Annotated in this window: 27 protein-coding genes; 8 read left to right on the top strand and 19 right to left on the bottom strand. The window is 62.5% G+C overall.

The annotated features are described in order from the left end of the window. Positions 1-46: 46 nt before the first annotated feature. Positions 47-1,051: an NAD(P)H-quinone oxidoreductase gene (locus tag R1T40_RS18560; protein ID WP_317385193.1), complete on the bottom strand. Its 1,005-nt coding sequence runs from the start codon at positions 1,049-1,051 to the stop codon at positions 47-49. Positions 1,052-1,160: 109 nt separating this feature from the next. Further along, positions 1,161-1,877: a COQ9 family protein gene (locus R1T40_RS18555; protein ID WP_317385192.1), complete on the bottom strand. Its 717-nt coding sequence runs from the start codon at positions 1,875-1,877 to the stop codon at positions 1,161-1,163. 117 nt (positions 1,878-1,994) lie between these two features. On the opposite strand from R1T40_RS18555, the gene rpsU reads away from it, so the two are divergent. Continuing rightward, positions 1,995-2,201, top strand: a complete 207-nt coding sequence (rpsU, locus tag R1T40_RS18550) for a 30S ribosomal protein S21 (protein WP_005614280.1) — start codon at positions 1,995-1,997, stop codon at positions 2,199-2,201. Positions 2,202-2,404: 203 nt separating this feature from the next. Here the strand turns inward: rpsU and ppk2 are convergent, their stop codons facing one another. Both ppk2 and R1T40_RS18540 read right to left on the bottom strand, forming a co-directional pair. After that, complete coding sequence (gene ppk2, locus R1T40_RS18545) at positions 2,405-3,322, bottom strand: polyphosphate kinase 2 (RefSeq protein ID WP_106164189.1); 918 nt, start codon at positions 3,320-3,322, stop codon at positions 2,405-2,407. A 228-nt stretch (positions 3,323-3,550) separates the two neighbouring features. Continuing rightward, positions 3,551-4,012 (bottom strand): Lrp/AsnC family transcriptional regulator, encoded by a 462-nt coding sequence (locus tag R1T40_RS18540; protein ID WP_106164188.1) that lies wholly within the window; start codon positions 4,010-4,012, stop codon positions 3,551-3,553. Positions 4,013-4,150: 138 nt separating this feature from the next. On the opposite strand from R1T40_RS18540, the gene ald reads away from it, so the two are divergent. Beyond that, the gene (gene ald, locus R1T40_RS18535) at positions 4,151-5,275 is read left to right on the top strand and encodes an alanine dehydrogenase (protein ID WP_317385191.1); all 1,125 of its coding nucleotides are present in this window, start codon (positions 4,151-4,153) and stop codon (positions 5,273-5,275) included. 248 nt (positions 5,276-5,523) lie between these two features. After that, the gene (locus R1T40_RS18530; RefSeq protein ID WP_317385190.1) at positions 5,524-6,330 is read left to right on the top strand and encodes a mechanosensitive ion channel family protein; all 807 of its coding nucleotides are present in this window, start codon (positions 5,524-5,526) and stop codon (positions 6,328-6,330) included. Positions 6,331-6,342: 12 nt separating this feature from the next. On the opposite strand, the gene R1T40_RS18525 is transcribed toward R1T40_RS18530, so the two are convergent. From R1T40_RS18525 to R1T40_RS18510, 4 genes are all read right to left on the bottom strand, one after another. After that, positions 6,343-6,915 (bottom strand): hypothetical protein, encoded by a 573-nt coding sequence (locus tag R1T40_RS18525; RefSeq protein ID WP_317385189.1) that lies wholly within the window; start codon positions 6,913-6,915, stop codon positions 6,343-6,345. A gap of 165 nt (positions 6,916-7,080) precedes the next feature. After that, positions 7,081-7,611, bottom strand: coding sequence for a GNAT family N-acetyltransferase (locus tag R1T40_RS18520; protein WP_317385188.1), 531 nt, complete (start codon positions 7,609-7,611; stop codon positions 7,081-7,083). Next, positions 7,608-8,057, bottom strand: coding sequence for a YtoQ family protein (locus R1T40_RS18515; RefSeq protein WP_317385187.1), 450 nt, complete (start codon positions 8,055-8,057; stop codon positions 7,608-7,610). Before R1T40_RS18515 ends, R1T40_RS18520 begins: the two co-directional genes overlap by 4 nt. Positions 8,058-8,140: 83 nt before the next feature. Continuing rightward, the gene (locus R1T40_RS18510; RefSeq protein WP_317385186.1) at positions 8,141-8,776 is read right to left on the bottom strand and encodes a class I SAM-dependent methyltransferase; all 636 of its coding nucleotides are present in this window, start codon (positions 8,774-8,776) and stop codon (positions 8,141-8,143) included. A gap of 88 nt (positions 8,777-8,864) precedes the next feature. On the opposite strand from R1T40_RS18510, the gene R1T40_RS18505 reads away from it, so the two are divergent. Further along, entirely contained in the window at positions 8,865-9,755 is an 891-nt protein-coding gene (locus R1T40_RS18505) for a LysR family transcriptional regulator (RefSeq protein ID WP_106164182.1), read from the top strand. A gap of 140 nt (positions 9,756-9,895) precedes the next feature. On the opposite strand, the gene pheT is transcribed toward R1T40_RS18505, so the two are convergent. From pheT to pheS, 5 genes are all read right to left on the bottom strand, one after another. Continuing rightward, complete coding sequence (pheT, locus tag R1T40_RS18500) at positions 9,896-12,292, bottom strand: phenylalanine--tRNA ligase subunit beta (protein WP_317385185.1); 2,397 nt, start codon at positions 12,290-12,292, stop codon at positions 9,896-9,898. Positions 12,293-12,295: 3 nt separating this feature from the next. Next, entirely contained in the window at positions 12,296-12,460 is a 165-nt protein-coding gene (locus tag R1T40_RS18495; protein WP_317385184.1) for a hypothetical protein, read from the bottom strand. A gap of 11 nt (positions 12,461-12,471) precedes the next feature. Further along, complete coding sequence (locus tag R1T40_RS18490; protein WP_317385183.1) at positions 12,472-13,278, bottom strand: alpha/beta hydrolase family esterase; 807 nt, start codon at positions 13,276-13,278, stop codon at positions 12,472-12,474. 55 nt (positions 13,279-13,333) lie between these two features. Beyond that, positions 13,334-13,612 (bottom strand): YrhK family protein, encoded by a 279-nt coding sequence (locus R1T40_RS18485; RefSeq protein WP_106164180.1) that lies wholly within the window; start codon positions 13,610-13,612, stop codon positions 13,334-13,336. 190 nt (positions 13,613-13,802) lie between these two features. Continuing rightward, positions 13,803-14,876 (bottom strand): phenylalanine--tRNA ligase subunit alpha, encoded by a 1,074-nt coding sequence (gene pheS / locus R1T40_RS18480; RefSeq protein WP_317385182.1) that lies wholly within the window; start codon positions 14,874-14,876, stop codon positions 13,803-13,805. 246 nt (positions 14,877-15,122) lie between these two features. On the opposite strand from pheS, the gene R1T40_RS18475 reads away from it, so the two are divergent. Then, complete coding sequence (locus R1T40_RS18475) at positions 15,123-16,097, top strand: adenylate/guanylate cyclase domain-containing protein (RefSeq protein WP_317385181.1); 975 nt, start codon at positions 15,123-15,125, stop codon at positions 16,095-16,097. Between the two features lie 130 nt (positions 16,098-16,227). Here R1T40_RS18475 and rplT read toward each other — a convergent pair whose 3' ends face one another. The 5 genes from rplT to R1T40_RS18450 all read right to left on the bottom strand — a co-directional run bounded on the left by rplT (position 16,228) and on the right by R1T40_RS18450 (position 19,934). After that, positions 16,228-16,593, bottom strand: coding sequence for a 50S ribosomal protein L20 (gene rplT, locus R1T40_RS18470; protein ID WP_024088794.1), 366 nt, complete (start codon positions 16,591-16,593; stop codon positions 16,228-16,230). Positions 16,594-16,608: 15 nt separating this feature from the next. Then, complete coding sequence (gene rpmI, locus R1T40_RS18465; RefSeq protein ID WP_106164177.1) at positions 16,609-16,809, bottom strand: 50S ribosomal protein L35; 201 nt, start codon at positions 16,807-16,809, stop codon at positions 16,609-16,611. A gap of 116 nt (positions 16,810-16,925) precedes the next feature. Continuing rightward, positions 16,926-17,147: a hypothetical protein gene (locus R1T40_RS18460; RefSeq protein WP_317385180.1), complete on the bottom strand. Its 222-nt coding sequence runs from the start codon at positions 17,145-17,147 to the stop codon at positions 16,926-16,928. Between the two features lie 37 nt (positions 17,148-17,184). After that, entirely contained in the window at positions 17,185-18,630 is a 1,446-nt protein-coding gene (pyk, locus tag R1T40_RS18455; RefSeq protein ID WP_317385179.1) for a pyruvate kinase, read from the bottom strand. Positions 18,631-18,971: 341 nt separating this feature from the next. After that, positions 18,972-19,934 (bottom strand): acetyl-CoA carboxylase carboxyltransferase subunit alpha, encoded by a 963-nt coding sequence (locus tag R1T40_RS18450; RefSeq protein ID WP_106164174.1) that lies wholly within the window; start codon positions 19,932-19,934, stop codon positions 18,972-18,974. Between the two features lie 222 nt (positions 19,935-20,156). Between R1T40_RS18450 and R1T40_RS18445 the strand changes: the two genes are divergently transcribed. Beyond that, the gene (locus R1T40_RS18445) at positions 20,157-20,990 is read left to right on the top strand and encodes an AraC family transcriptional regulator (protein ID WP_317385178.1); all 834 of its coding nucleotides are present in this window, start codon (positions 20,157-20,159) and stop codon (positions 20,988-20,990) included. A gap of 103 nt (positions 20,991-21,093) precedes the next feature. On the opposite strand, the gene R1T40_RS18440 is transcribed toward R1T40_RS18445, so the two are convergent. Continuing rightward, the gene (locus tag R1T40_RS18440; RefSeq protein WP_317387002.1) at positions 21,094-21,696 is read right to left on the bottom strand and encodes a LysE family translocator; all 603 of its coding nucleotides are present in this window, start codon (positions 21,694-21,696) and stop codon (positions 21,094-21,096) included. Between the two features lie 76 nt (positions 21,697-21,772). Here R1T40_RS18440 and R1T40_RS18435 point away from each other — a divergent pair, with 76 nt between their 5' ends. Continuing rightward, positions 21,773-22,225 (top strand): Lrp/AsnC family transcriptional regulator, encoded by a 453-nt coding sequence (locus R1T40_RS18435; RefSeq protein ID WP_106164172.1) that lies wholly within the window; start codon positions 21,773-21,775, stop codon positions 22,223-22,225. 583 nt (positions 22,226-22,808) lie between these two features. Next, positions 22,809-23,177 (top strand): VOC family protein, encoded by a 369-nt coding sequence (locus R1T40_RS18430; RefSeq protein WP_317385177.1) that lies wholly within the window; start codon positions 22,809-22,811, stop codon positions 23,175-23,177. The last annotated feature ends 89 nt before the right edge of the window (positions 23,178-23,266 follow it).

Here is a 23,266-nt window from a genome sequence, read left to right as displayed (position 1 = left end):
GCCCCGACGCCAGAATGCGGCGCTGGGACTGCCCCCGGACGGGTGGTCAGCTCTCGCCGCCCACTTCCAGCACGATCTTCCCGATATGGGTGGAGCCTTCCATCCGCGCATGCGCCGCCGCCGCCTCCGCCAGCGGGAAGGTCGAATCCATCACGGGCCGCAGCTTGCCCGCCTCGATCAGCGGCCAGACCGCCTCCGCCAGATCCCGCGCAATCCGCGCCTTGGCCAGATCGCTTTGCGGTCGCAGGGTAGAGCCCGTCACCGTCAGTCGGCGCGCCATGATCTGGGCAAAGTTCAGCTCCGCCTTCGGACCTTGCAAGAAGGCGATGTGTACCAATCGCCCATCATCCGCCAATGCCCTGATGTTGCGGGGAATATAGTCTCCACCCACCATGTCCAGAATCAGATTGGCACCGCCATCCGCCTTCAGGATTTCAACGAAATCCTCGTCGCGATAATTGATCGCCACCTCCGCGCCGAGCCCCACGCAGGCGGCGCATTTGTCGTCCGAGCCTGCGGTTGCATAGACCCGCGCCCCGAGCGCCGAGGCCAGCTGGATCGCGGTGGTGCCAATCCCGGAGGAGCCACCATGCACCAGGAACCGCTCTCCCGCCGTCAGCCCGCCGCGTGTCACCACATTGGACCAGACGGTGAAACAGGTCTCCGGCAGGCAGGCGGCCTCTTTCAGGCCGAGCCCTTTGGGGATCGGCAGGCAATGGGCGGCCGGCGTGGCGACATAGTCGGCGTAGCCACCACCCGGCAGAAGGGCACAGACGCGGTCGCCAAGACTCACGCCGGTAACGCCCGCACCGATGGCGACGATCTCGCCAGAGGCTTCCAGCCCCGGCAGATCACTTGCCCCCTTGGGCGGCGCATAGGCCCCCGCGCGCTGCAGCGCATCGGGGCGGTTGACGCCGGCATAGGCCACCCGGATCACCACCTCGCCATGCCGGGCCTCGGGCAACGGGCGCTCCACCGGTTTCAGGACATCCGGCGCGCCATGTTCGGAAATCTCGACGGCGCGCATGGTCTCGGGAAGGGCTGTGGGCATCGGGTCTATCCTTTCGTCGCAGTTGTCACGACAGCTAACACCCGGGCGTCCATTGGCCAAGCAGCACCACATCCGCAACGCCCCGCGAATGCGACGTCCGCCGGGCTGCTCAACGGTCGGCGCGGGGCGACCAGCGACCGGGAAGATCCTCACGGCTCTTGGGGGCGCGAATGTGGCTCATCAGCCAGTTCGGCCCCGCCATCAGCGGTTTCAGCAGCGGGTTCTTGTTGACGCTGGCCTTCAAGGTCTCAACCTGCATCACATTGTCGATGCGTCGGTCGAGGAAGTCCCAGGTTGCCTGATGCTCCGGGCTGTCATCGCCAAGCCAGAACAGCACGGTGGAGGAATAGACGCCCGACAGGGTTGCCCGTTTGGTGTACCAGTTCACATCCTCGGAGGTATCGCCCAGCGCGGTCCAGATCGCATCCGCCGTGCCCCATATCAGCCGGGTGCCCTCGGCAGCATGCTGCGGCATGGCAAACAGCGTCGCGCCGCGGCGCACCGCCTCCATGTCGCCAACCACCTCCAGCCGGTAGCGCACTGCGGCGGCCACCTTGTCGCGAAAGCGAAAACTGCCAAGGTCCGCCTCTGCAAGCCGCTGCAGCATCTGCGCGTCACCGCGCTTGTGATAGGCCACCGCAAGATCCAGCGCCCGACGCGGGAACAGCGCCTCCGCCAACGTCCGGTCGACGCCCGAATCAGCCAGGGCCGCCTCCCAGGTCGCCGCGCTCCAGCCGTCAAACACCACATGCATCAAGGCTGCATCCAGCAGGCTATCCTGTAATTCGGCCCCTTGATCCGTAGATTCTCTTGGGTTTTCCGCCATATCGCCCATGCTCCTCTGTCTTGTTGGCTCCAGTACTAGACAATTTAGTTCCGCCTTGCTATACGGCCAGCTCCTGCAAATCCTTGCAACTCAACTTAGAAAGGTGGTGAAAACCACATGCAGGTTAGTGTTCGCGACAACAACGTCGACCAGGCGCTCCGTGCCCTGAAGAAGAAGCTGCAGCGCGAAGGCGTCTTCCGCGAAATGAAGCTCAAGCAACATTTCGAGAAGCCCTCCGAGAAAAAAGCGCGCGAGAAAGCTGAAGCTATCCGCCGTGCCCGCAAGCTGGCACGCAAGAAAGCACAGCGCGAAGGTCTCCTCTAAGACCCCTCGCCCGTCTCCAGTCGCTTCTGGATACTGTTTAAGAATAAAACCCCCGTGGCTTCCGCTCCGGGGGTTTCATTTTGTCCGGACCTGTCATGTCTGCCAGAACATGATGTTTGCCGCTGGCCGCCTTGCGAGGGGCCCTGCCCCTCGCGCTCCCCGAGGTATTTGGAAAAAGATGAAGGCGACTGCGGTCGCTCCGGTCAGTAGATCTTCGGCACGTAAAGCTCGTCCGGCAGCACCCGGCGTTCATAGCTTGGGTTATATTCCCGGTCCGGCAGGGTGACCTTCTCGCTCGGTACGTCGTGATAGGGGATCCGTGTCAGCAAATGCTCGATACAGTTCAGGCGTTCGCGCTTTTTGTCGTTGCCCTCGACGATATACCAGGGTGCTTCATCGATATTGGTGCGGAAGAACATGTCTTCCTTGGCCTTGGTATATTGCTCCCAGCGGATGCGGCTTTCGAGATCCATCGGCGACAGTTTCCACTGTTTCATCGGATCGTGGATGCGCATGAGGAATCGCAACTGCTGCTCTTCGTCGGTGATCGAGAACCAGTATTTCAGCAGGATGACGCCGGAACGGACCAGCATGCGTTCAAATTCCGGAACGTCCTGAAAGAACTGTTCGACCTGATCGTCATCGGCAAAACCCATCACCCGCTCGACACCCGCACGGTTGTACCAGGACCGGTCGAACAACACGATCTCGCCCGCCGCCGGCAGATGCGGCACGTAGCGCTGGAAATACCACTGGCTCTGCTCGCGGCGGCTTGGTGCAGGCAGCGCCACGACCCGGGCCACCCGCGGGTTCAGCCGCTGGGTGATGCGTTTGATGACACCGCCCTTGCCGGCACTGTCGCGGCCCTCGAACAGGATGCAGACCTTGGCACCGGTGTGCTGCACCCAGTCCTGCACCTTGATCAACTCTGCCTGCAACCGCAGCAGGTTGCGGAAGTAGACCTTGCGGTCGAGCATCTCGGGATGTTGGGCGCGGTAGATCTTGCGCAGCTCCATGGACAGCATGGGCTCGGCAAATTCGATTTCGAAGTCCTCGTCCAGCGTGTCCTGCAGCTCGGCTTCCAGCCACTCGAAGGATGTATTTTCCTGATCGCTGCTCACACTGTGTCTCCTTATTCATGCAACAGGGTTATGTCACCGCATAATGGCGGCATGTAATCCTTTGGTGTCAGATGGCGTCGTGATGGTCGAAAAACGCCGATCAGGGCCGAGGAATTTCTCTCCTCCCTGACAATTCGACGCCAAAACGAGCGTCGGACAGAAAATAGGCGGGCTCAGCCGCAGTCTCTTAGCCAAAAATTGTAGCCAACCACCGCTCCACCGGCAAGGTCAGGTGACCGGCAGTGCGGTGGTCTTGAACACGGTGCGCAGGGCAAAGCTCGACTGCATCTGTGCAACACCCGGCAGGCGGGTCAGGTGCTGGCGATGGATGCGGGCAAAGTCATCGGTATTCTCTGCCACCACCTTCAGGATGTAATCCGCAGTTCCGGCCATCAGGTGGCATTCCAGCACATCCGGGATGCGTGCGACCGCCTTTTCAAACGCGTCCAGCACCTCATCAGCCTGGGTCTGCAGGGTGATCTCCACAAAAACCGTTGTCGGCACGCCCAGCTTGCGCGCATCCAGCAACGCCACGTAGTTGCGAATATAGCCGTCACTCTCCAGACGCTGAACACGCCGGTGGCAGGCAGAGGCCGAGAGGTTCACGGTCTCGCTCAGCTCGGCGTTGGACATCCTGCCCTGCTTCTGCAGGACCGCCATGATTCGACGATCCAATTGATCTAGCGCCAAATGACCTACCTTTTCTTGCGTAAGCGTCACTCATATTCGAAGATACTTCGAATGTCACCTTTTCAAAGCGCTCAAAAAAGTAGCACCTTTGAACCGCACACTGCGACACTTTGCCCCAAAGGGAACGGAGGAGACCCCATGAAAATCGGATGCCCCACGGAGATCAAACCCCAAGAATTTCGCGTTGGCATGACGCCCGATGCCGCGCGGGAAGCCTGCGCCCACGGCCATCAGGTGTTGATCCAGAAGGGAGCAGGCCTTGGCGCCGGTTTCCCGGACGATGATTACACCGCTGCCGGTGCCGTCATCATCGACACCGCCGAGGAGATCTTCGCCAGCGCCGACATGATCGTGAAGGTAAAGGAGCCGCAGTCCGGTGAACGCAAGATGCTGCGCGAGGGGCAGCTTCTGTTCACCTATCTGCACCTCGCGCCCGACCCGGATCAGACCCACGACCTGCTGGCTTCGGGATGCACAGCGATTGCCTATGAAACCGTGACCGATGATCGCGGCGGCCTGCCGCTGCTGTCGCCGATGTCCGAAGTCGCGGGCCGTCTGGCCCCGCAGGTCGGTGCCTGGACGCTGCAGAAGGCCAATGGAGGCCGCGGTGTGCTGATGGGCGGCGTGCCCGGCGTGGCCCCGGCCAAAGTCGTCGTTGTGGGCGGTGGCGTCGTTGGCACCCATGCCGCCAAGATTGCCGCCGGAATGGGTGCGAATGTGACCGTTCTCGACCGCTCCCTGCCCCGGCTCAAGTATCTTGATGACGTTTTTGGCGGCACGTTCAAGAACCGCTACTCCACTGCCGGCGCCACCGCAGAGCTGATCCAGGAAGCCGACATGGTGATCGGGGCGGTGCTGATCCCCGGTGCGGCTGCGCCCAAACTGATTTCCCGCGCAGATCTTGCCGCGATGAAACCGGGTGCGGCGCTTGTGGATGTGGCCATCGACCAGGGCGGCTGTTTCGAGACCTCCCGCGCGACCACCCATGCCGACCCGATCTACGAGGTCGACGGCATCATGCACTATTGCGTGGCGAATATGCCGGGTGCCGTGGCGCGCACGTCGACGCAGGCGCTTGGCAATGCGACGTTGCCGTTCCTGCTCGCCTTGGCGGACAAGGGGTGGAAACAGGCCTGCGCGGATGATCCGCACCTGCTCAACGGGCTCAACGTGCATGCGGGCAAGCTGACCTACTACGCCGTTGGCAAGGCACTGGGCCTCGATGTGTTGTCGCCGACACTTGCCCTTCGCGACGCCGCCTAAGGTCCGATCTTTCAGCGCGGCCCTCGACATGGGGGCCGCGTTTTGCGCCCTACACCGCTGTTTGGCGGTCACGTTCGATAAATTCCCCTATGTTTTCGTTAAAAACCTCTCGATTCCGCGCGGCAGACTGACGCACTAAGGAGAGGCAAAACGGGCAGAGCCTCTGCCCACCAAGACGAACACTCCCCGTGCCTTGCCGGAGCATTCCCCGGCCTGCACGGCGATCTACGAGAAACGTGGGGACTGACATGGAAAATGTAATCGAACAGGCTGGCGCATATTGGCCACTGGTCGTCAGCGGCACAAAGGCGCTGATCGTTCTGGTGCTCGGCTGGATCGCCGCAGGCCTGATTTCAAGCGCGGTGCGCACCCGCATCAACAAGACACCGCAGATCGACGAAACACTGGGCAACTTTGTTGCAAGCCTGGTGCGCTGGGTCCTGCTGGCAATCGTTCTGGTCGCCGTACTTGGCATCTTTGGCATTGAGGCCACGAGCCTCGTCGCAATGCTCGGCGCTGCGACCCTCGCCATTGGCCTGGCGTTGCAGGGCACCCTCAGCGACATCGCTGCCGGTTTCATGCTGATCCTGTTCCGCCCCTACAAGCTCGGCCAGTTTGTCGACATCGGTGGCACCTCCGGCACGGTCAAGGACCTGAACCTCTTCGTCACCGAACTGGTGACCCCGGACAATGTGCAGATCATTGTTCCCAACGGTCAGGCCTGGGGCACCATCATCACCAACTACTCGGCGCATGATACCCGGCGGCTCGATATCACCTATGGCATCGACTATGGCGACGACATTGAGAAGGCCAAGGCGATCATCCTGCGGCTGGCCGAGGCCGATGGCCGCGTGCTGTCGAACCCCGAACCCTGGGTGCGGGTGACCAACCTTGGCGACAGTTCAGTCGATATTTCGACCCGCCTGTGGTGCACTGCCGGTGACTACTGGGAGCTGAAATGGGCGATGATCCAGGGCGTAAAAGAAGCGTTCGACGCCGAAGGCATCTCCATCCCCTATCCGCATAGCGTGGAAATCCAGAAAGAAGGCTGAGCCGACCGGGTCTCAGCGTCCAAACACGGTCCCCTGCCTGCCGGCGGGGGACACATCGGAATAGGACAATGGCCTGTCGCGTTTCGCCTCGGCCGTGCCCTGCGGCTTGCTGCTCAACAACGGAGCTGTGCCGAATTTCAGCGTCTGGCCATCATGCGCCTGGAAGGCCCAGCGGGCTACCATGAAATGCAGACTGCGCTGCTCTTGCCCCTGCTCGTCCTGCTGCCGTTGCGCGCGCCATGATCCCTCACATTGCACCGGCAGCTGGATCGAATTGATATCGCGCATTTTCACCCCCAGGAGCACATCCTTGTGCTGTGCCTGCGCGTACATGTAGCGCAGCTGTGTATAGAGCGCCTGGAAGTGGGGCCGACGACGACCGGCAAAGACGACCGTCACCTCCGTACCGTCCGCGTTGAACCCGCGCGCGGAGCAATCCCCACGTGAGGTGGTCCCAAACACCGGCACAAGCGCCAACTGCACCTGAATCACACCGCCCTTGAAAAGGCCGCTGTCCTCATATTCCGGGGCAACTGCACCGCGCGCGCGGCGATCTATTCTAGGGATATCTGGCGGCATTGGCATACGTTAATGTTCAGGAAAAAGACATCACACTCAAGGTGCGATCCAAGCATCAACTATCCGTTTGATTTATTAAGAAAGCGTGGCTGCAGACCTCGGCGCCCCCCCTTTCTGCGCCGGAATAGATGTGCGGGAAACTGTCGAAAAAGTCCCCCGCCATCCCTTCGTTCAGCGCTTTATATCGCGATACATGATCCGGGTCGGCATGTCGTTATAGAGACCAAGCGCCTCTTCTGGACGATACCCCAACCGCAGCGCCACCTTCTGTGACACGTGATGTTCAGGATCAAAGATACAACATGTGCGGTGCCACGTCGGATGCTCATCCGCCCAGGCATGTATGCGGGCAACCGCCTCGGTGGCGACACCGCGGCCATGCACCTCCGGTGACAACACCCAGCCGGCCTCGGGCACGCCATCGAGGCCGGGCTTTAGCGCACGTTTGTAGTCGGCAAACCCGACATCGCCGGCATATGCGCCAGTGTCGCGCAGGATCACCGCCCAATAGCCAAAGCCGAGCATCTGCCAATGACCGATATATTTCATCAGGCGTGCCCAGCTGGCCTCCTCGGTCGATGGGGTGCCCGTGATGTAGCGCACCACTTTCGGTTCCGCCCACATGCGCGCGAGATCGTCGAAATCCTGCACCTCATGCGGGCGCAGGATCAGACGGTCGCTCTCCAGCACAACCGGCGTCATGCAGGCAGCTTGCCCGTCAGCACATAGGTCAGGATTTCCACCACCTGACGCGGCTCTTCAGCCACCGCCAGTGCCGCTGCGTGAACCTCTTTCAGCGCGTGTTGGTGCTCTGGCGGGTTCAGCACGATGATCGACTTGCCCAGCGCAGCGGCATAGCCCGCATCAAAGGCCGCGTTCCACTGTTTGTATTTCTCACCAAAACGCACCACCACCACATCGGCGTCCTCGATGCCCTTGCGGGTGCGGATGGCGTTCAGCTTGGCGCCCTTGTGGTCGTGCCAGAACTTGTTGTCCTCGGCCCCGAGGATCGTCACGCCGCAATCGTCAGAGGAATCGTGATCGGTCACCGGACTATCAAAGCGCAGATTGAGATCGCGCGCGCCTTCGATGATCTGCTCGCGCCAGTCTGTGTGGATCTCGCCGGAAAGATAAACGGATAGGGTCATGCTTGGTCCTCCTGCCTTGCCCCCTGCGGGAGCCATGGGTTCGGGCCAAGACCTAGCCGCTTGCGCAACCGGGGCCAACCCCGTCAGCGCTTGCGCGCCACAACAAAACGATTGGGCAGATCAACCGGATAGCTGCCTGTTTCGATGATCTCAAAGCCCGCGGCCTCGATCCGGGCCTGCCAATCGGCCACCGACATGAAATGCACCACGTCCGGTGCTTTGCCCACAAGACGCATCAATGGGATCATACCGCGGATCAGCAGGCGCTTCAGGGGGCTGCGGATATCCTGCATGCAGACCGTCTTGGAAATGAACAGCCCACCGGGACGTAGCCGCATTGCAGCCGCATGCAGGTTGGCGTCCAGGTCTCCCAGCAGGTGAAACAGATTGAACGCCAGCACCACGTCAAACGGCCCCTCCGGCGCCGTCATTGGCTCTGCCTGCACCAGCTCTAGATTGGTGACCCCGGCCTCTCGCGCCCGCCGGGCGCCGAAGTCGAGCATCTTCTGCGACAGATCGGTTGCCACCAACCGACCCAGATGCGGCGCCAATTTCACTGCCGTGTTGCCGGTGCCACAGCCCAACTCCAGCGCCTCCTGATCCGGTTGCAGATAGCTGGCCGTGCGCTCCAGCGTGATCTGATAGGCTGCCTCATCCTTGATCGGGCTGGCGGCATATTTGGCGGCGATCTTGTCCCAGAACTGGGCCTCATTGGTCATGGCATCTCTCCTGCGGCTGCCGCCAAAATACACATGCGGGAATGCCATAAGAATTGCGGAAATACGCAAGGATTATATACATATTTGCATGGATAGCCCGCCCTCACCCGATTGGAATCACATCCGCGCCTTCCTCGCCACCGCCGAAGAGGGGTCTCTTTCCGCCGCCGCCCGCAGTCTCGGCCTCACCCAACCCACCCTGTCACGGCAGGTCGCGGCGCTGGAGACAGAGCTGGGCGTGATGCTGTTCGAACGGGTGGGCCGCGCGCTGGTGCTTACCCAGGCGGGACAACAGTTGCTGGATCAGGGCCGCCAGATGGGCAAGGCTGCCACCGCGTTGACCCTGTCCGCCAGCGGTCAGGCCAACGCCATCGAGGGCACGGTGCGGATCACCGCCAGCGACATTCTCTCCGCCCATGTGCTGCCGCCGGTGCTGCACCACCTGCGCCGGATCGCGCCCAACCTGAAGGTCGACATGGTGGCCACCAATGACATCCGCGACCTGATGAAACGCGAGGCCGATATCGCCATTCGCCATGTCCGCCCCGACCAGCCCGACCTGATCGCCCGGCTGGTGCATGAGGGTAACGCGCATTTCTATGCCGCCAGCAGCTATCTCGACCGGCGCGGCCGCCCGCAGGCACCGGCGGACCTGCCCGGTCATGACTTTGTCGGATTTGGCGACAACGCCGAGATGATCGCCTATGCGCAAGGCCTGAACCTGGAGATCACCCCCGAGCAGTTCCACATCGGCTCCCGCAATGGTCTGGTCGCCTGGGAGCTGGTCCGCAGTGGCTTTGGCATCGCGCCGATGTACACAAAGGTCGCCGAACAGACTGCAGGCATCGAGCGGGTCCTGCCCTGGGTCGATATACTGCGGTTTCCGTTCTGGCTCACCACCCACCGCGAAGTGCATACCAGCCGCAAGATCCGTCTGGTGTTCGATCACCTGGCCGAAGCGTTGAGCAATCAAAGCTGACGGGCTTTCTCTTGTCCCAAAATGGCGCAGCGCGCGCGAAGGGCTGGCCCCGCGCACCCGCAAAACGAACGACGAAAACGAAAAACGCGCCCCATAACAGGGCGCGTTGCTTCGATATATTTAGACGTGCAAGCGCGCGATCAACCGCGCAGGGTGCCGCCGGTGGCCTTGGTCACCTTGGTGACGATCTTCTCGCTCACCGCCTCGATATCCTTTTCGGTCAGGGTCTTGTCCGTCGGCTGCAGCCGCACCGCGATGGCCAGAGATTTCTTGCCCTCGCCCAGCGCGCCGCCGATGAACTCGTCAAAGACCCGCACATCGTTGATCAGCACCTTGTCGGCACCGGCAGCGGCATTGACCAGCGTCAGCGCCTCCACATCCGCATCCACCACAAAGGCAAAGTCCCGCTCCACCGCCTGCAGATCGCTGATCGCCAGCGCGCTGCGGCTGGCGCTGGATTTGCGCGGCAGAGGGATCTCGTCCGGATAGATGGTGAAGGCCACGGCAGTGCCCTTGATGCCCAGTTCGGCCAGTACCTTGGGGTGCAGCTCGCCAAAGACGCCCAGCGTTTTCTTCGGCCCCAGACAGATGCGACCATGACGGCCCGGATGCCACCAGGCCTCGCCCTTGCGCAGGACCTGCACCTTGGCCGGTGCGCCGATCGCGGCCAGCACCGCCTCGGCATCGGCCTTGGCATCATAGACGTCCCAGTTGCGCGACGCGCCATGCACGTCCTTGGGCCCGTTGCGGTTCACCAGCAGGCCCGCGATCTGGATGCGCTCATCGCCCGGCTCGCCACCGGTGAAGGCAGGTCCGACCTCGAACAGCGATACATCGGCAAACCCGCGCGCCTGATTGCGCGCTGCCGCCTGCAACAGACCGGGCAGCAGGTCCGGGCGCAGATGCGACATCTCCGAGGAGATCGGGTTGGCCAGCATGGTGGCGTCGGTGCCGCCGCCAAACAGACCCGCTGCGGCCTTGTCGATGAAGGTATAGCTCACCACCTCGTTGTAGCCGAGCGAGGCCGCGGTGCGACGCGCCATCTGCAGGCGGCGCTGCTGCGGCGTCATCACCGGCGCCGGGATGCCTGCGGTCAGACGCGGCAGCGGCTTACCCTCGAGCTTGGTCAGCGAAGCAATGCGGGCGACTTCCTCGACCAGATCCGCCTCGCCCTGCACATCGGGGCGCCAGCTCGGCACATGTGCCATATTGCCCTCAAGGCGAAAACCAAGCCGGGTCAGGGTCTGGCGCTGCTCGCTTTCGGGAATGTCCATGCCCACCAGCGACTGCACGCGTTCGGCGTTCAGCCGGTAGCTGCGGGAATGATCCGGCACATCGCCTGCAGCGACCACATTCGACGGCTCGCCACCGCAGAGATCGAGGATCATCTGCGTTGCGCGCTCCAGCCCCTCGTAGGTGTACTCCGGGTCGACGCCACGCTCGAAGCGGTAGCGCGCATCGGAATTGACCTTCAGCGCACGGCCAGTGGTGGCGATCTGAACGTGATCCCAGAACGCGCTTTCGAGGAAGACATCCACGGTCTCCTCGGTGCAGCCGGTTTCTTCGCCGCCCATGATACCTGCGATGCTCTCGGCACCATTGTCATCAGAGATGACCATCTGGCCCGGCTGCATCGTGTAGGTTTTCTCGTCCAGTGCCAGCAGCTCCTCGCCGCCCGCTGCCCGATGGATGCGCAGGTTGCCGGTGACCTTTGCCGCATCAAAGACGTGCAGGGGCCGGTTCTGGTCGAAGGTGAAGAAGTTGGTGATATCCACCAGCGCCGAGATCGGACGCAGGCCGATGGCATTCAGCCGATCCTGCAGCCATTTCGGCGAGGGGCCGTTCTGAACGCCACGGATCATGCGGCCCGTGAACAGCGGGCAACCATCCAGGGTATCGTCATCGATGGAGACCTTGATCGGGCTGTCGTACTGCCCCTCAACGGGCATGTAATCGCGGGTCTTCAGCGTGCCCAGACCGCGCGCCGCAAGGTCACGGGCAATGCCGAACACACCCAGCGCATCGGGACGGTTCGGGGTGATCGCGATCTCGATCATCGGGTCGACCTTGGCGGCGTCATTCTCCGCCAGCCAATCCACCAGCCGCTCGCCAACCTCACCCGAGGGCAGCTCGACGATGCCGTCGTGATCCTCGCCCAGCATCAGCTCTTTCCACGATGCCATCATGCCATGGCTCTCAACACCGCGGATTTTGCCCACGGAGAGGGTGAAATCCAGCCCCGGCACATAATCGCCCGGCTTGCACAGCACCACGGTGATGCCTTCGCGTGCGTTGGGCGCGCCGCAGACGATCTGCTTTTCGCCCTCGTCGGTCATCACCCGGCAGACGCGCAGACGGTCCGCGTCGGGATGCTGCTCGGCGCCCACCACCTTGGCCAGGGTAAAGGCCTTGAGGGCGTCGGCGGGGTTCACGACCTCCTCGACCTCCAGCCCGAGGTCGGTCAGGGTCTCGGTGATCTCCTCAACGCTTGCGTCGGTGTCGAGGTGGTCCTTGAGCCAGGAGAGAGTGAATTTCATCGGTCAGCGCCCTTTGGCAAAGTCATCAGGTTTGCCCATGGCAATGACAAAGATTGCCCCCGGGTTCAAGCCTTGGCGCACCGGAGCGGGACCATGACCGGCAACTGCGGCGCGATTGTCGCCGCGCGCAAGCGGATACCCTGCCGACAGGCGGCTCCTGCCCACCATCGCGACAGCCCTCAGGGGTAGGACGGAGCACGCCCCATCAGCTCGTCCAGCTGCCGACCGATCCAGCCATGCGGCACAAAATGCCCGCCCGGATGCAGATCCAGCGTCACCGCCCCCTTGGCGCAGGCCCAACTGGTACGCGTAAAGGTGAGGAAGCTGCGCAGTTGCCAATTGCCCTGCCCCAGCCCGGCAGCACAGCCCAGCCGGGCCCGCCAAAGCGCCACCGGATAGGTGGAGTCCCCGCCCGGCCCCATTGGGAAATCCATCACCGTATCGGACAGCCCATGCACATGGCGCACCACCGGCGGCGCCTCGGCGCAGGTCTCGCGCTGGTCGATACTGCCGGCGACCGCAAGCAGCGCCGCAAGGTCATCACCGCTCTCGCAGGCATAGCGCCAGGCCATCGCCGCCCCATAGGAATACCCAGAGACATAGATCTGCTGCGCATCCACCGGATAGCGCGCCAGGACATCCGCCAGCACCCGATCAGCAAAGCCCACATCTTCGCTGCCCGCGCGCCAGAAATCCCAGGTTTTGCGCCGCCCGTTCGGGGTGACCAGCAACACGCTCCGCCGCCGGGTGGAGGCACCGATCCGGTCACTGTTTTGCGCATGCACCCCGGTGCGCGCCCAGCCGTGAAAATGCATCAGCACCACCAGCGGCGCCTCGCCATCCCAACCGTCGGGCTCCATGACGTGATAAGAGCGCTCACCCAGCGTGCAGGGCACATCAAGATGGCAGCGCTCGGCCGCCATCTCGGCGTGCAGCGTCGGCGCAAGGGACAGGAGGGCGAGAGCACAGAGAACAAGGCGCAGCATAATCGGGAGCCTAGCCATCGCAGCGCCCCTGTCATCTCACATGTTTGTGGGAGGCTTATCGCTCATAGCGCTCCGCGAGCTCCTCATCCTCGCCCATGGCCGCGAGCTTGATCTCTCGGATCAGGCGAATGCTGGGCTTGGCGGCAAAGAGGATCGAGCCGATGAGGAACAGCCAGGTGCCTGCGGTCATCAGCCGCTCGGAGAAAAAGAAGATAGAGCCGATCACAAAGCTGAAGGCGGCGCCGAAATCCGCCAGCGTATAGGCGATCTCGAACCGGGCATAGCGGCGGCGCTTGGCAAGGCCGCCATGTTGGTGGTCGCGGTCAAAGAGCATGTGTGTTCTCCGGCTTTTGGGGTCCGGTGCGGAAGCTAGCGACGCAGGAGATGATTGCAAGCGGTCTGATATTGGTCGACGGCAACAATAGCTCCTCGCAAATGAGCCAAGCCACCCGATCAGCCCAAATAGAAAACCCGCCTGCAAGAGGCGGGTTGTTCAGAAATGCAATGTAAGCCGGATGCAGCCTTTAGCGGCTCAGGCCCCCGTGCAGCGTCGGCACGTCAAGGCAGCTGAAGCCGTAGTGGCGCAACCAACGCAGGTCGCTGTCGAAGAAGGCGCGCAGGTCTGGGATGCCGTATTTCAGCATCGCCAGACGGTCGATACCGATGCCAAAGGCAAAGCCCTGGTACTTTTCGGGGTCGATGCCACCGGCGGCAATCACCTTCGGGTGCACCATGCCGGAGCCGAGGATCTCCATCCAGTCGTCGCCCTCGCCGATCTTCAGCTGACCATTGTCCCAGCTGCAGCGAATGTCGACTTCGGCCGACGGCTCGGTGAAGGGGAAATGCGAGGCGCGGAAGCGCAGATCGACGCTCTCCACCTCGAAGAAGCTTTTGACGAACTCCTCCAGCACCCACTTGAGGTTGGCCATCGAGATGTTCTCATCCAGCGCAAGCCCCTCGACCTGATGGAACATCGGCGTGTGGGTCTGGTCGTAGTCGGCGCGATAGACGCCGCCCGGACAGATGATGCGCAGCGGCGCGCCCATCTTCTCCATCGAACGGATCTGCACCGGGCTGGTGTGGGTGCGCAGCACATGCGGCGGGCGATCATCGCCCTCGGCACGGTGCATGTAGAAGGTGTCCATCTCGGCACGGGCGGGGTGGTGACCGGGGATGTTCAGCGCGTCGAAGTTGTACCAGTCGGTGTCCACCCGCGGCCCTTCGGCAACGGAAAAGCCCATTTCGGCAAAGATCGCGGTCAGCTCCTCGGAGGCCTGCGATATCGGGTGGATCGAGCCCTGGCCGCGCGGGCGCGTCGGCAGCGTCACATCGAGCCATTCGGAGCGCAGACGCTCATCCAGCGCCGCATCGCCCAAGGCGGCCTTCTTGGCGGCCAGCGCCGAGTTGATCTCGTCTTTCAGCGCGTTCAGCGCCGGGCCCGCCACCTGGCGTTCCTCCGGCGTCATCTTGCCCAGCTCGCGCATCTTCAGGGCCACTTCGCCCTTCTTGCCGACAGCCGCAAGGCGCACGGCCTCCAGCGCGTTTTCATCTGCGGCTTCGGCGATCTGGCCGAGGTATTTTTCTTTAAGATCGTCCATGACGGCCCCTCACGTCTCGCTTTGATGTCCTGCTACCACACGAGGCGTCGAAAGCAAGCACCTGCGCCGCCCGTAGCCTCCACAAGGCCCCTGCCCTGTCCTCCCGGTCACAGGGACGCGCCTGTATCGACCGGTGGATCGCTGTGGCCTGATGTCACCCTGCGTCAACAAGAGCAATTCATGCCTCTTGCAAGCCAGCCCTCAAAGGCCCACTTTAAGGCGACTCCTTATCCTAGGCCCAACCTGATGCGTGACCGGATCACCCGAAAGCTGACGACGATTCTCGCTGCGGATGCAGAACAGTTCAGCACGGCCATGACAGCGGATGAGGTTGGTACCTTTACCGAGCTGCAAGCCGCAAGGGATGTGTTCTTCAAACTGATCGAGCGCCACGGCGGCCGGGTGGCCAATACCGCCGGCGACGGGCTGATCGCGGATTTTCCCTCGGTGGTCGAGGCGGTGCAATGCGCCATTGAGGTGCAGCAGGAACTGGCCGCCAAGGACAGCGCCCTGTCGTTCCGTATCGGCGTCAACCTCGGTGATGTGATCTGCGACGGTGACGACCTGATTGGCGAAGGCGTCAACCTCGCCGCCCGCCTGCAAACCATGGCAGAGCCCGGCGGCGTTTTGATCACGCAGCAGGTCTACGACCACGTCAAAAACAAACTCACCATCGGCTTTGAGTATCTCGGCGACCGCCGTCCGCGCAATCTGACCGAAGACATTCCCGTCTATCGCATCTCGCTCGGCGCACCACGCCACAGCCGCACCGCGCAGGTCTGGCAGGAACCGGATCCCTTTTCCGGTGCGCCCAAACGTGATTTCGCAGAGCCCGACAGCCCAGACCAAAGCTCAGCGCAGGCCGCCCCCCTGCGCGGCCTCGACAAACTGTGCGGACGACGCCTGCCGCTGGATGGCACAAGCCGTGGCCTGGGCATGGTGGCCGCGGGGCTGCTTGTGCTCGACCTGATCACCGGTCGCGGCATCTGGGCACATTGGCCAATGCTGGCCCTGTTTGCGGTGATTGCCCTGCGCGACGGGCACAGGATTGTGGGCCGGTCAGAGTTTCTGGGCGCGCCTCTGAAAATGTGGACCATCGCTGCATTTCTGTTCTGTGTGAACCTGTTCAGCTGGCAAGGGGCGCTCTGGTCCCTCTGGCCGATTGGCGGCCTCGCCCTGATCGGCCTGTTCAAGCGCCGTGGCGCCTCCCAACCCGAATAGGCCTGCGGAGACAAGCCACGAACGGCTCACCGCTGCTCCCCCGATCACATCCGCATCGCGAGCGCACCGCGCATAGAAAAACCCGCCGGATCGCTCCGGCGGGTCTAAATCAGCTCAGCTCAACCTGAAATCAGGCGGCCAGCGCGTCCTGTGCCTGACGCACGATTGCACCGAATGCTTCGGGCTCGTGCACGGCGAGGTCTGCGAGAACCTTCCGGTCCACTTCGATACCGGCCAGGGTCAGGCCGTTGATGAAGCGGGAGTAGGTCAGTGCCTCGTCGTGGCTGCGCACAGCCGCGTTGATCCGCTGGATCCACAGTGCGCGGAAATTGCGCTTGCGGTTCTTACGGTCGCGGGTTGCGTATTGATTTGCCTTGTCGACGGCCTGACGGGCGACCTTGAAGGTATTCTTGCGGCGGCCATAATAACCTTTGGCTGCCTTGATAACCTTCTTGTGACGGGCGTGAGTGACGGTACCACCTTTAACGCGGGACATATCTCAGAACTCCTCTTAGCGGTCGTAGGGCATGTAGCCCTTGACGGTCTTTGCGTCCGGTGCGGACAGAGTGGAGGTTCCACGCGCGTCGCGAATGAACTTGTTGCTGCGCTTGATCATGCCGTGCTGCTTGCCGGCCTGCGCGGCCAGGACCTTGCCGGTCGCGGTCACTTTGAAGCGCTTCTTGGCGCTCGACTTTGTCTTCATCTTGGGCATTTCCGTCTCCTTTTAAGTAGGTTCGCTACACACGCGACTCGGCATGCCACTTTGGCCGGTCGCGCGAACAGGGGTGCCTGTTACGGCAGCTCGCCCGAAAGGGCAAGCAGATTCGGTCAGAGAAGTTGGCCGATGACCCGGAAAAACACATCCGGCACATCCGTAAGCCTATATCCATCGGGGTGGGTCAATGCCGCCCAGGCGATACACCCGCCCCCCGAAAGCAACAACGCCACAGCCATCACAGGGCTGCGGCGATGCGCATATGCGGAAACGGCCGCGGGCACTCCAAGCCAGGCAAGAACCAGCCCAATCACCAGAAATGCATCCGCATCCATATCTACCAGCACCCTTCACTACACGAAGGGTAGCCTATTATTCCGGGTCGGTGTTGTAAATCAGGCGTTCATCACAGGGCGCGATCCGCAGGATGTTGGTGGTGCCCGGCACGTTGAAAGGCACACCGGCGGTCACAACCACCTGATCGGTCTCACCCGCGAACCCGCCCGACCGCGCCGCCCGCGCGGCGGACACCACAGCCCCCTTGAACCGATCGACCTTGGCGGTGATGACGCAGTTGCACCCCCAGCTGAGGCAAAGACGGCGGGCGGTGTTGGCCAGCGGCGTCAGCGCAAGAATCGGCACATAGGGCCGCTCCCGCGCAGTCAGCAGTGCAGTGGTCCCGGACTGGGTGAAACAGCAGATCGCCTTGATCTCGGTTTTTTCCGCGATCTCGCGAGCCGCGGCCACGATGCCATCCGCGATGGTGTCGCCCTTCGATGTACGAGAGGCAGCAATGATCTCGCGATAGGTCGGATCCTGCTCCACCTCGGTGGCCACCTTGTCCATCGTCTGCACCGCTTCGATCGGATACTGACCGGCCGCAGATTCCGCACTCAGCATGATGGCATCCGTGCCTTCATAGATCGCGGTGGCCACGTCAGAGACCTCGGCGCGGGTCGGCATCGGGCTCTCGATCATGCTTTCCAGCATCTGTGTTGCCACGATCACCGGCTTTGCGGCGGCACGGCTCTTGCGCACCAGGCGCTTCTGGATCGGCGGCACATGCGACACCGGCAGTTCGACACCTAGATCGCCACGGGCAACCATGATCCCGTCAGACGCGTCCAGAATCTCGACAAAATTGTCGACCGCAGCCGGTTTTTCGATCTTCGACAGAATCGCCGCGCGGCCATCTGCCAGGGTGCGGGCCTCGAAGACATCCTTTGCGCGTTGCACGAAGGACAGCGCCAGCCAGTCAACGCCCAGCGCACAGACGAATTCCAGATCCGCCCGATCCTTCTCCGACAAGGCAGCCAGCGGCAGGATCACATCCGGCACGTTCACGCCCTTGCGGTTGGAGATCGTGCCACCCGTGGTGACCACGCAGTTGGCGAAATCCTCACCGCAGTCTTCGACCTTGAGGCGAATTTTGCCGTCGTTCACCAGCAGCGAAGCCCCGGCTTCCAGCGCCTGGAAAATTTCCGGATGTGGCAGGCACACGCGGTTGATATCCCCCTCGGCCGGATCCAGGTCGAGACGGAATTTCGCCCCTTCTTCCAGTTCTTCCGAACCGCTGGCAAACACGCCAACGCGCAGTTTCGGCCCCTGCAGGTCGGCCAAAATCGCGATGGTCGAGTCCAGATCGGCCTCCACCTGGCGGATGATCTTGTGCTTGGAGGCGATTTCTTCGTGGCTGCCGTGAGACATATTGAGGCGGAAAACATCCGCGCCCGCTTCATGCAGCGCACGAATGGTCTCGTAGGTCTCGGACGCAGGGCCGAGTGTGGCCACGATCTTGACGTTGCGCGTGCGTTTCATGGGATCTCTATCCTCCGGCTGTCCGTGTTCAAAACGGCGGTGTCTCATATCAGTTCGCGCGACAGGGCCACTGGCGGACAGACCAGCGCAGCGGCTCATGTTATCGCAAACATATTTATTGGTCTTATGGCTCAGATCACGCTGTGCCGCAACTGTTCTCCAGCTTCGCCACCAAATGATGACAGGGCGGTTAAGGACCTGTGACAGGCACACCTTATTTCACCCTGCATCGCTCCGGCAACAGGGCTTCGGGCCAGATCCGCGCCTCATGCCACCCCATGACAGCAAAAAGCCCCCACCATTCGGCGAGGGCTTCGGGATCTTTTTCCGGAGGTCGCTGCCTAGGCTGCCAGCCCCTTGGATCCGATATCGAGGAATTTCTGGCGGCGATCCGAGATCAGCGCCTTGGCATCCATGTCTTTCATCTCGGCCAGCATCTCGGTGATGGCTGCCCCGACGGCGCGGTAGCTGGCCTCGGGATCGCGGTGCGCGCCGCCCAGCGGCTCCGGGATCACGCGGTCAACCACTTCGAGCGTCTTCAGGTGCTGCGCGGTCAGGCGCAGCGCTTCCGCGGCCTCGCGCATTTTCTCCGCATCTTTCCACAGGATCGAGGCACAGCCCTCCGGCGAGATCACGGAATAGACCGAATGTTCCAGCATCGCGACGCGGTTTGCAGTGGCAAAGGCCACGGCGCCACCAGAGCCACCCTCACCGATGATCACCGAAATCACCGGCACGCCAATCTTGAGGCTCATCTGTGTCGAGCGTGCAATCGCCTCGGACTGGCCGCGCTCTTCCGCGCCCTTGCCCGGATAGGCCCCGGTGGTGTCCACCAAAGTGATCACCGGCAGGCCAAAGCGGCCAGCCATCTCCATCAGCCGCACCGCCTTGCGATAGCCTTCGGGGCGCGCCATGCCAAAGTTATGGGTGATGCGCGATTTGGTGTCAGAGCCCTTCTCGTGCCCGATCACCACAACCGGCTGGTCGTTAAAGCGCGCAAGCCCACCCATGACCGCAAGGTCATCGGCAAAATTCCGGTCGCCGGCCAGCGGCGTGTACTCGGTAAAGAGCTTTTCCACATAGTCCTTGCAGTGCGGGCGCTCCGGGTGACGTGCCACCTGGCATTTGCGCCATGCGGTCAGATCCGAGTAGAGATCCGTCAGCAGCTGCGCGGCTTTCTTGTCCAGCGCGGCGGCTTCGTCATCCACATCCATTTCTTCGTTGGTGCGTGCCATCGCACGCAGCTCTTCCGCCTTGCCTTCGATTTCGGCCAGGGGTTTTTCGAATTCCAGATACTGGGTCATACTGTCTCTACTGTCACGGTTTATCCGTTATATGGACTTACCCTGCGTCCGATGCAACTCTCCGTGTCACATCCAGCGCTTTGCGCGACGGAGGAGGCAGACCACCGCCGCCCGTCTGGCTGCTGAAATGCGTGCCGCTGCGGCCGCAGGGGCAAACTCAGCAAGATTTGTCACGCGGCTCTCTGGCATCACGGCAATGGCACCACAGAGAAGGACAGGCGGATGGCCACAGACTACGAGGATCGCATCCGGCGGGTGCTGGACTACATCCACAACAATCCGGCGGGCGACCTCAGCCTTGATCGGCTGGCCGATGTGGCGGCGATGTCGCGGTTTCACTGGCACCGGGTGTTTCGCGCCCTCACCGGCGAGACCTGCGGCCAATCGGTGCGCCGCATCCGGCTGCACCGCGCCGCCGTGGCGCTGGTGACGTCGCAGACCTCCATCGAGGACATCGCCGCCACCGTGGGCTATCCCAACCGCTATTCCTTCTCGCGGGCCTTCACCGCAGCCTACGGCCAGGCGCCGGGGGCCTTTCGCACGGCCGGGCTGAACCTGCCCCCTGCCGCGCTTCGCGATCCAAAGGAGCTTTTTATGTATGATGTTACCCTGCGCAGCGAACCTGCGCGCCACCTCATCACGACCCCCCATCGCGGGCCCTACCCCGAAATTGGCCGGGCGTTCGAACAGTTCTCGGCCCTGGCCACCGCCCGCAATCTCTGGCCCGATCTTGGCCCCGTCATCGGCGTCTATCTCGACATGCCCGGCGCGGTGCCGGATGCCGAACTGCGCAGCTACGCCGGGGCTGAGTATCGCGCCGACACCACCCCCGAGGGTCTGGAGCCGTTTGACTTACCCGGTGGCAAGTCGGCCATCCTCACCTTCAAGGGGCCATATGTCGGGCTTTCTGCGGCCTATGACAGCCTGTTTGGCGGCTGGCTTCCGCAATCCGGCGAAACCCCGGCGGATGGACCCTGCTACGAGATTTATCTGAACGATCCGCGCAGCACCGCCCCCGAAGACCTTCTCACCGAAATCGTGCTGCCGCTGAAATAGAGCGCCAGCCTTTTTCGGCCCCGCCAAAAAAGGGCGCGCAAAGGCCCCTCGATGGGGGTTTTGCGCGCCACAACCCGATGTGCGTTTCTGGGTCCGCAGGGGATCAGTGCGGCCAGATCACCGGATAGAGCGAGCCCACCAGCAAGACGGCCATGGTCCAGTTGAAGGCCATCAACCGTCGCGGGCTGGTCAGAAACCGCGCCATTTGCTGGCCCAGCACCGTCCAGGACCCCACCGATGGCAAGTTGATCGCTCCAAAGATCACGCCAACAAGCAGGATCGCCCAGAGCGTATGATCCGGCGTGTAGGCGCTGATCGCCGTCAGGGCCATCGCCCAGGCCTTTGGATTGACCCACTGGAAGGCCGCCGCCTGCAGGAAGGTCATCGGGGTGCCCACATCACCGTCCGTCCCGGTCTTGGCCGCCCCTGCGTTGGCGATCTTCCACGCCAGATAGAGCAGATAGATAACGGAGCCGACCTTCAGCACCGTGTAGCTCACCGGATAGGCGTCAAAGACCTGCACCAGCCCTGCCCCCACCAACAGCACCATGAACACGAACCCCAGCGCCACCCCCAGCATATGCGGGATGGTGCGGCGAAAGCCGAAATTGGCACCGGACGCCATCAGCATCAGGTTGTTCGGCCCCGGTGTGATCGAGGAGACAAAGGCGAAGAGCGCAAGTGCGGCAACAAGGTCATAGGTCATCATGCGCAATACTTTGCCGCGAGACCGTACAAATGAAATTGCAAACTTGCACCGTTATCGCGTATTTACACAACAAATGGCGAAATCAGACCGAATAAACCAGCATATATTGCGTGAACTCACCAGCGACGGACGCCTCTCGAACCTGGAGCTGGCGGAGCGTGTGGGCCTGTCGCCCTCCGCCTGCCTGCGCCGCGTGCAGGAGCTGGAACGCGATGGGGTCATCACAGGCTACCGCGCAGTGCTGGACCCGCAGGCCATGGGCGTGGGGTTTGTCACCTATATTGGTGTGGGCCTGGGCGAGCACACCAAGGAGGCACAGGAGGCCTTTGAACGCGCAATGCGCAATGCGCCGGAGGTGGTGGAGTGCCACAATATCACCGGCACCATCGAGTATCTGCTGCGCGTCGAATGCGCCGACCTCAAGAGCTACAAACAGTTCCACACCGAAATCCTCGGCACCTCGCCCTTTGTGACCGCGATCACGACCTACGTTGTGATGGGATCGCCCAAGGACCAGCGCGCCTGATCCGGTCGCAGCGAGCACCATGGGTGTTGCATACCCTGCGCACGCCGCCTCAGCGAAATCTTCTTGATCTCTCGCTAGGATCTCAGGTGATCGCGATCATCGACCGGGCCTGACATCCCGGTCACCTAGGAACCGGCTCTCCCTGACGGGAGGCGTGCAGAGACAACGTTTAGCGCGCGGGTGGATACACCCGTCCATCTCCGATCTGGCGGCGCCGCCCCTTATCGTCCTGACATATCAGATCCCCAGCCAATCCGAGGATCTCGCACACAGCAACACTGACACGGCGCCCCTTCACTGGGACCGCCGGTTGTTCTGCTGCCGACAAGGCCGGCCTGGAGGGTTTGCGCCGCGCTGCGCGCGACGCCGCAGGGCCGGGGCCGCGCCTTCGGCGCGGCCCCGGCTTGGCCCAACGCTTTTGGGTCAGGTTTACCCTGATCCGCAAAGGGGCGGGAGCGCTCCCCTCCCACCCATCTCGAAACCTCACAGTCGCGCATTGTCTGGGCTGCAATAAACGCTTGAGCTCAACCCCACTTGAGACCGCAAGATCCCCGCAACGTCCTCATGCAGGAGAACGACCGACATGGACTTCACACAAGCGGGTATCATTCTGTTCACCCCCCACTATGAGGCCTGCATCGTTTTCTACGGTGAAGTCTTGGGGCTGACATTGCTCCACAGGATAGATCGCCCGGGAGAGACCCTGAGCACCTTTGACCTGGGGGGAGCCTACCTGATGATCGAACCGGAAGAGGCCGCAGGTCCGCGTGAGAGCGGGCTGCCGCTCAAACTACGCTTTAACGTGGCTGACGTGGTCGCCCGCTGTGAAGAGCTGCGGCGGCGTGGTGTGAAGGTCACGCTGCACCACCACAGCTGGGGCACCACTGCAGAGTTCCACGACCCGGCAGGCACACGTTGCGCGCTGCGGTCAGATGCGGGGTTTGGACTGTGAGATGTGGACAATCTCGCCCGGTGCGGGAAGATAGCGCGAGGAAGAAAGGCTCTGCCTCGCGCGCCGAGACGTTGTCCGCTCGACGTGGG

Origin of the sequence: Tritonibacter scottomollicae, from assembly GCF_032924845.1 — a bacterium.
Taxonomy (GTDB): domain Bacteria; phylum Pseudomonadota; class Alphaproteobacteria; order Rhodobacterales; family Rhodobacteraceae; genus Epibacterium; species Epibacterium scottomollicae.
Note: the sequence above shows the minus strand (reverse complement) of the source record. Positions and strands in the feature narration are given on the sequence as shown.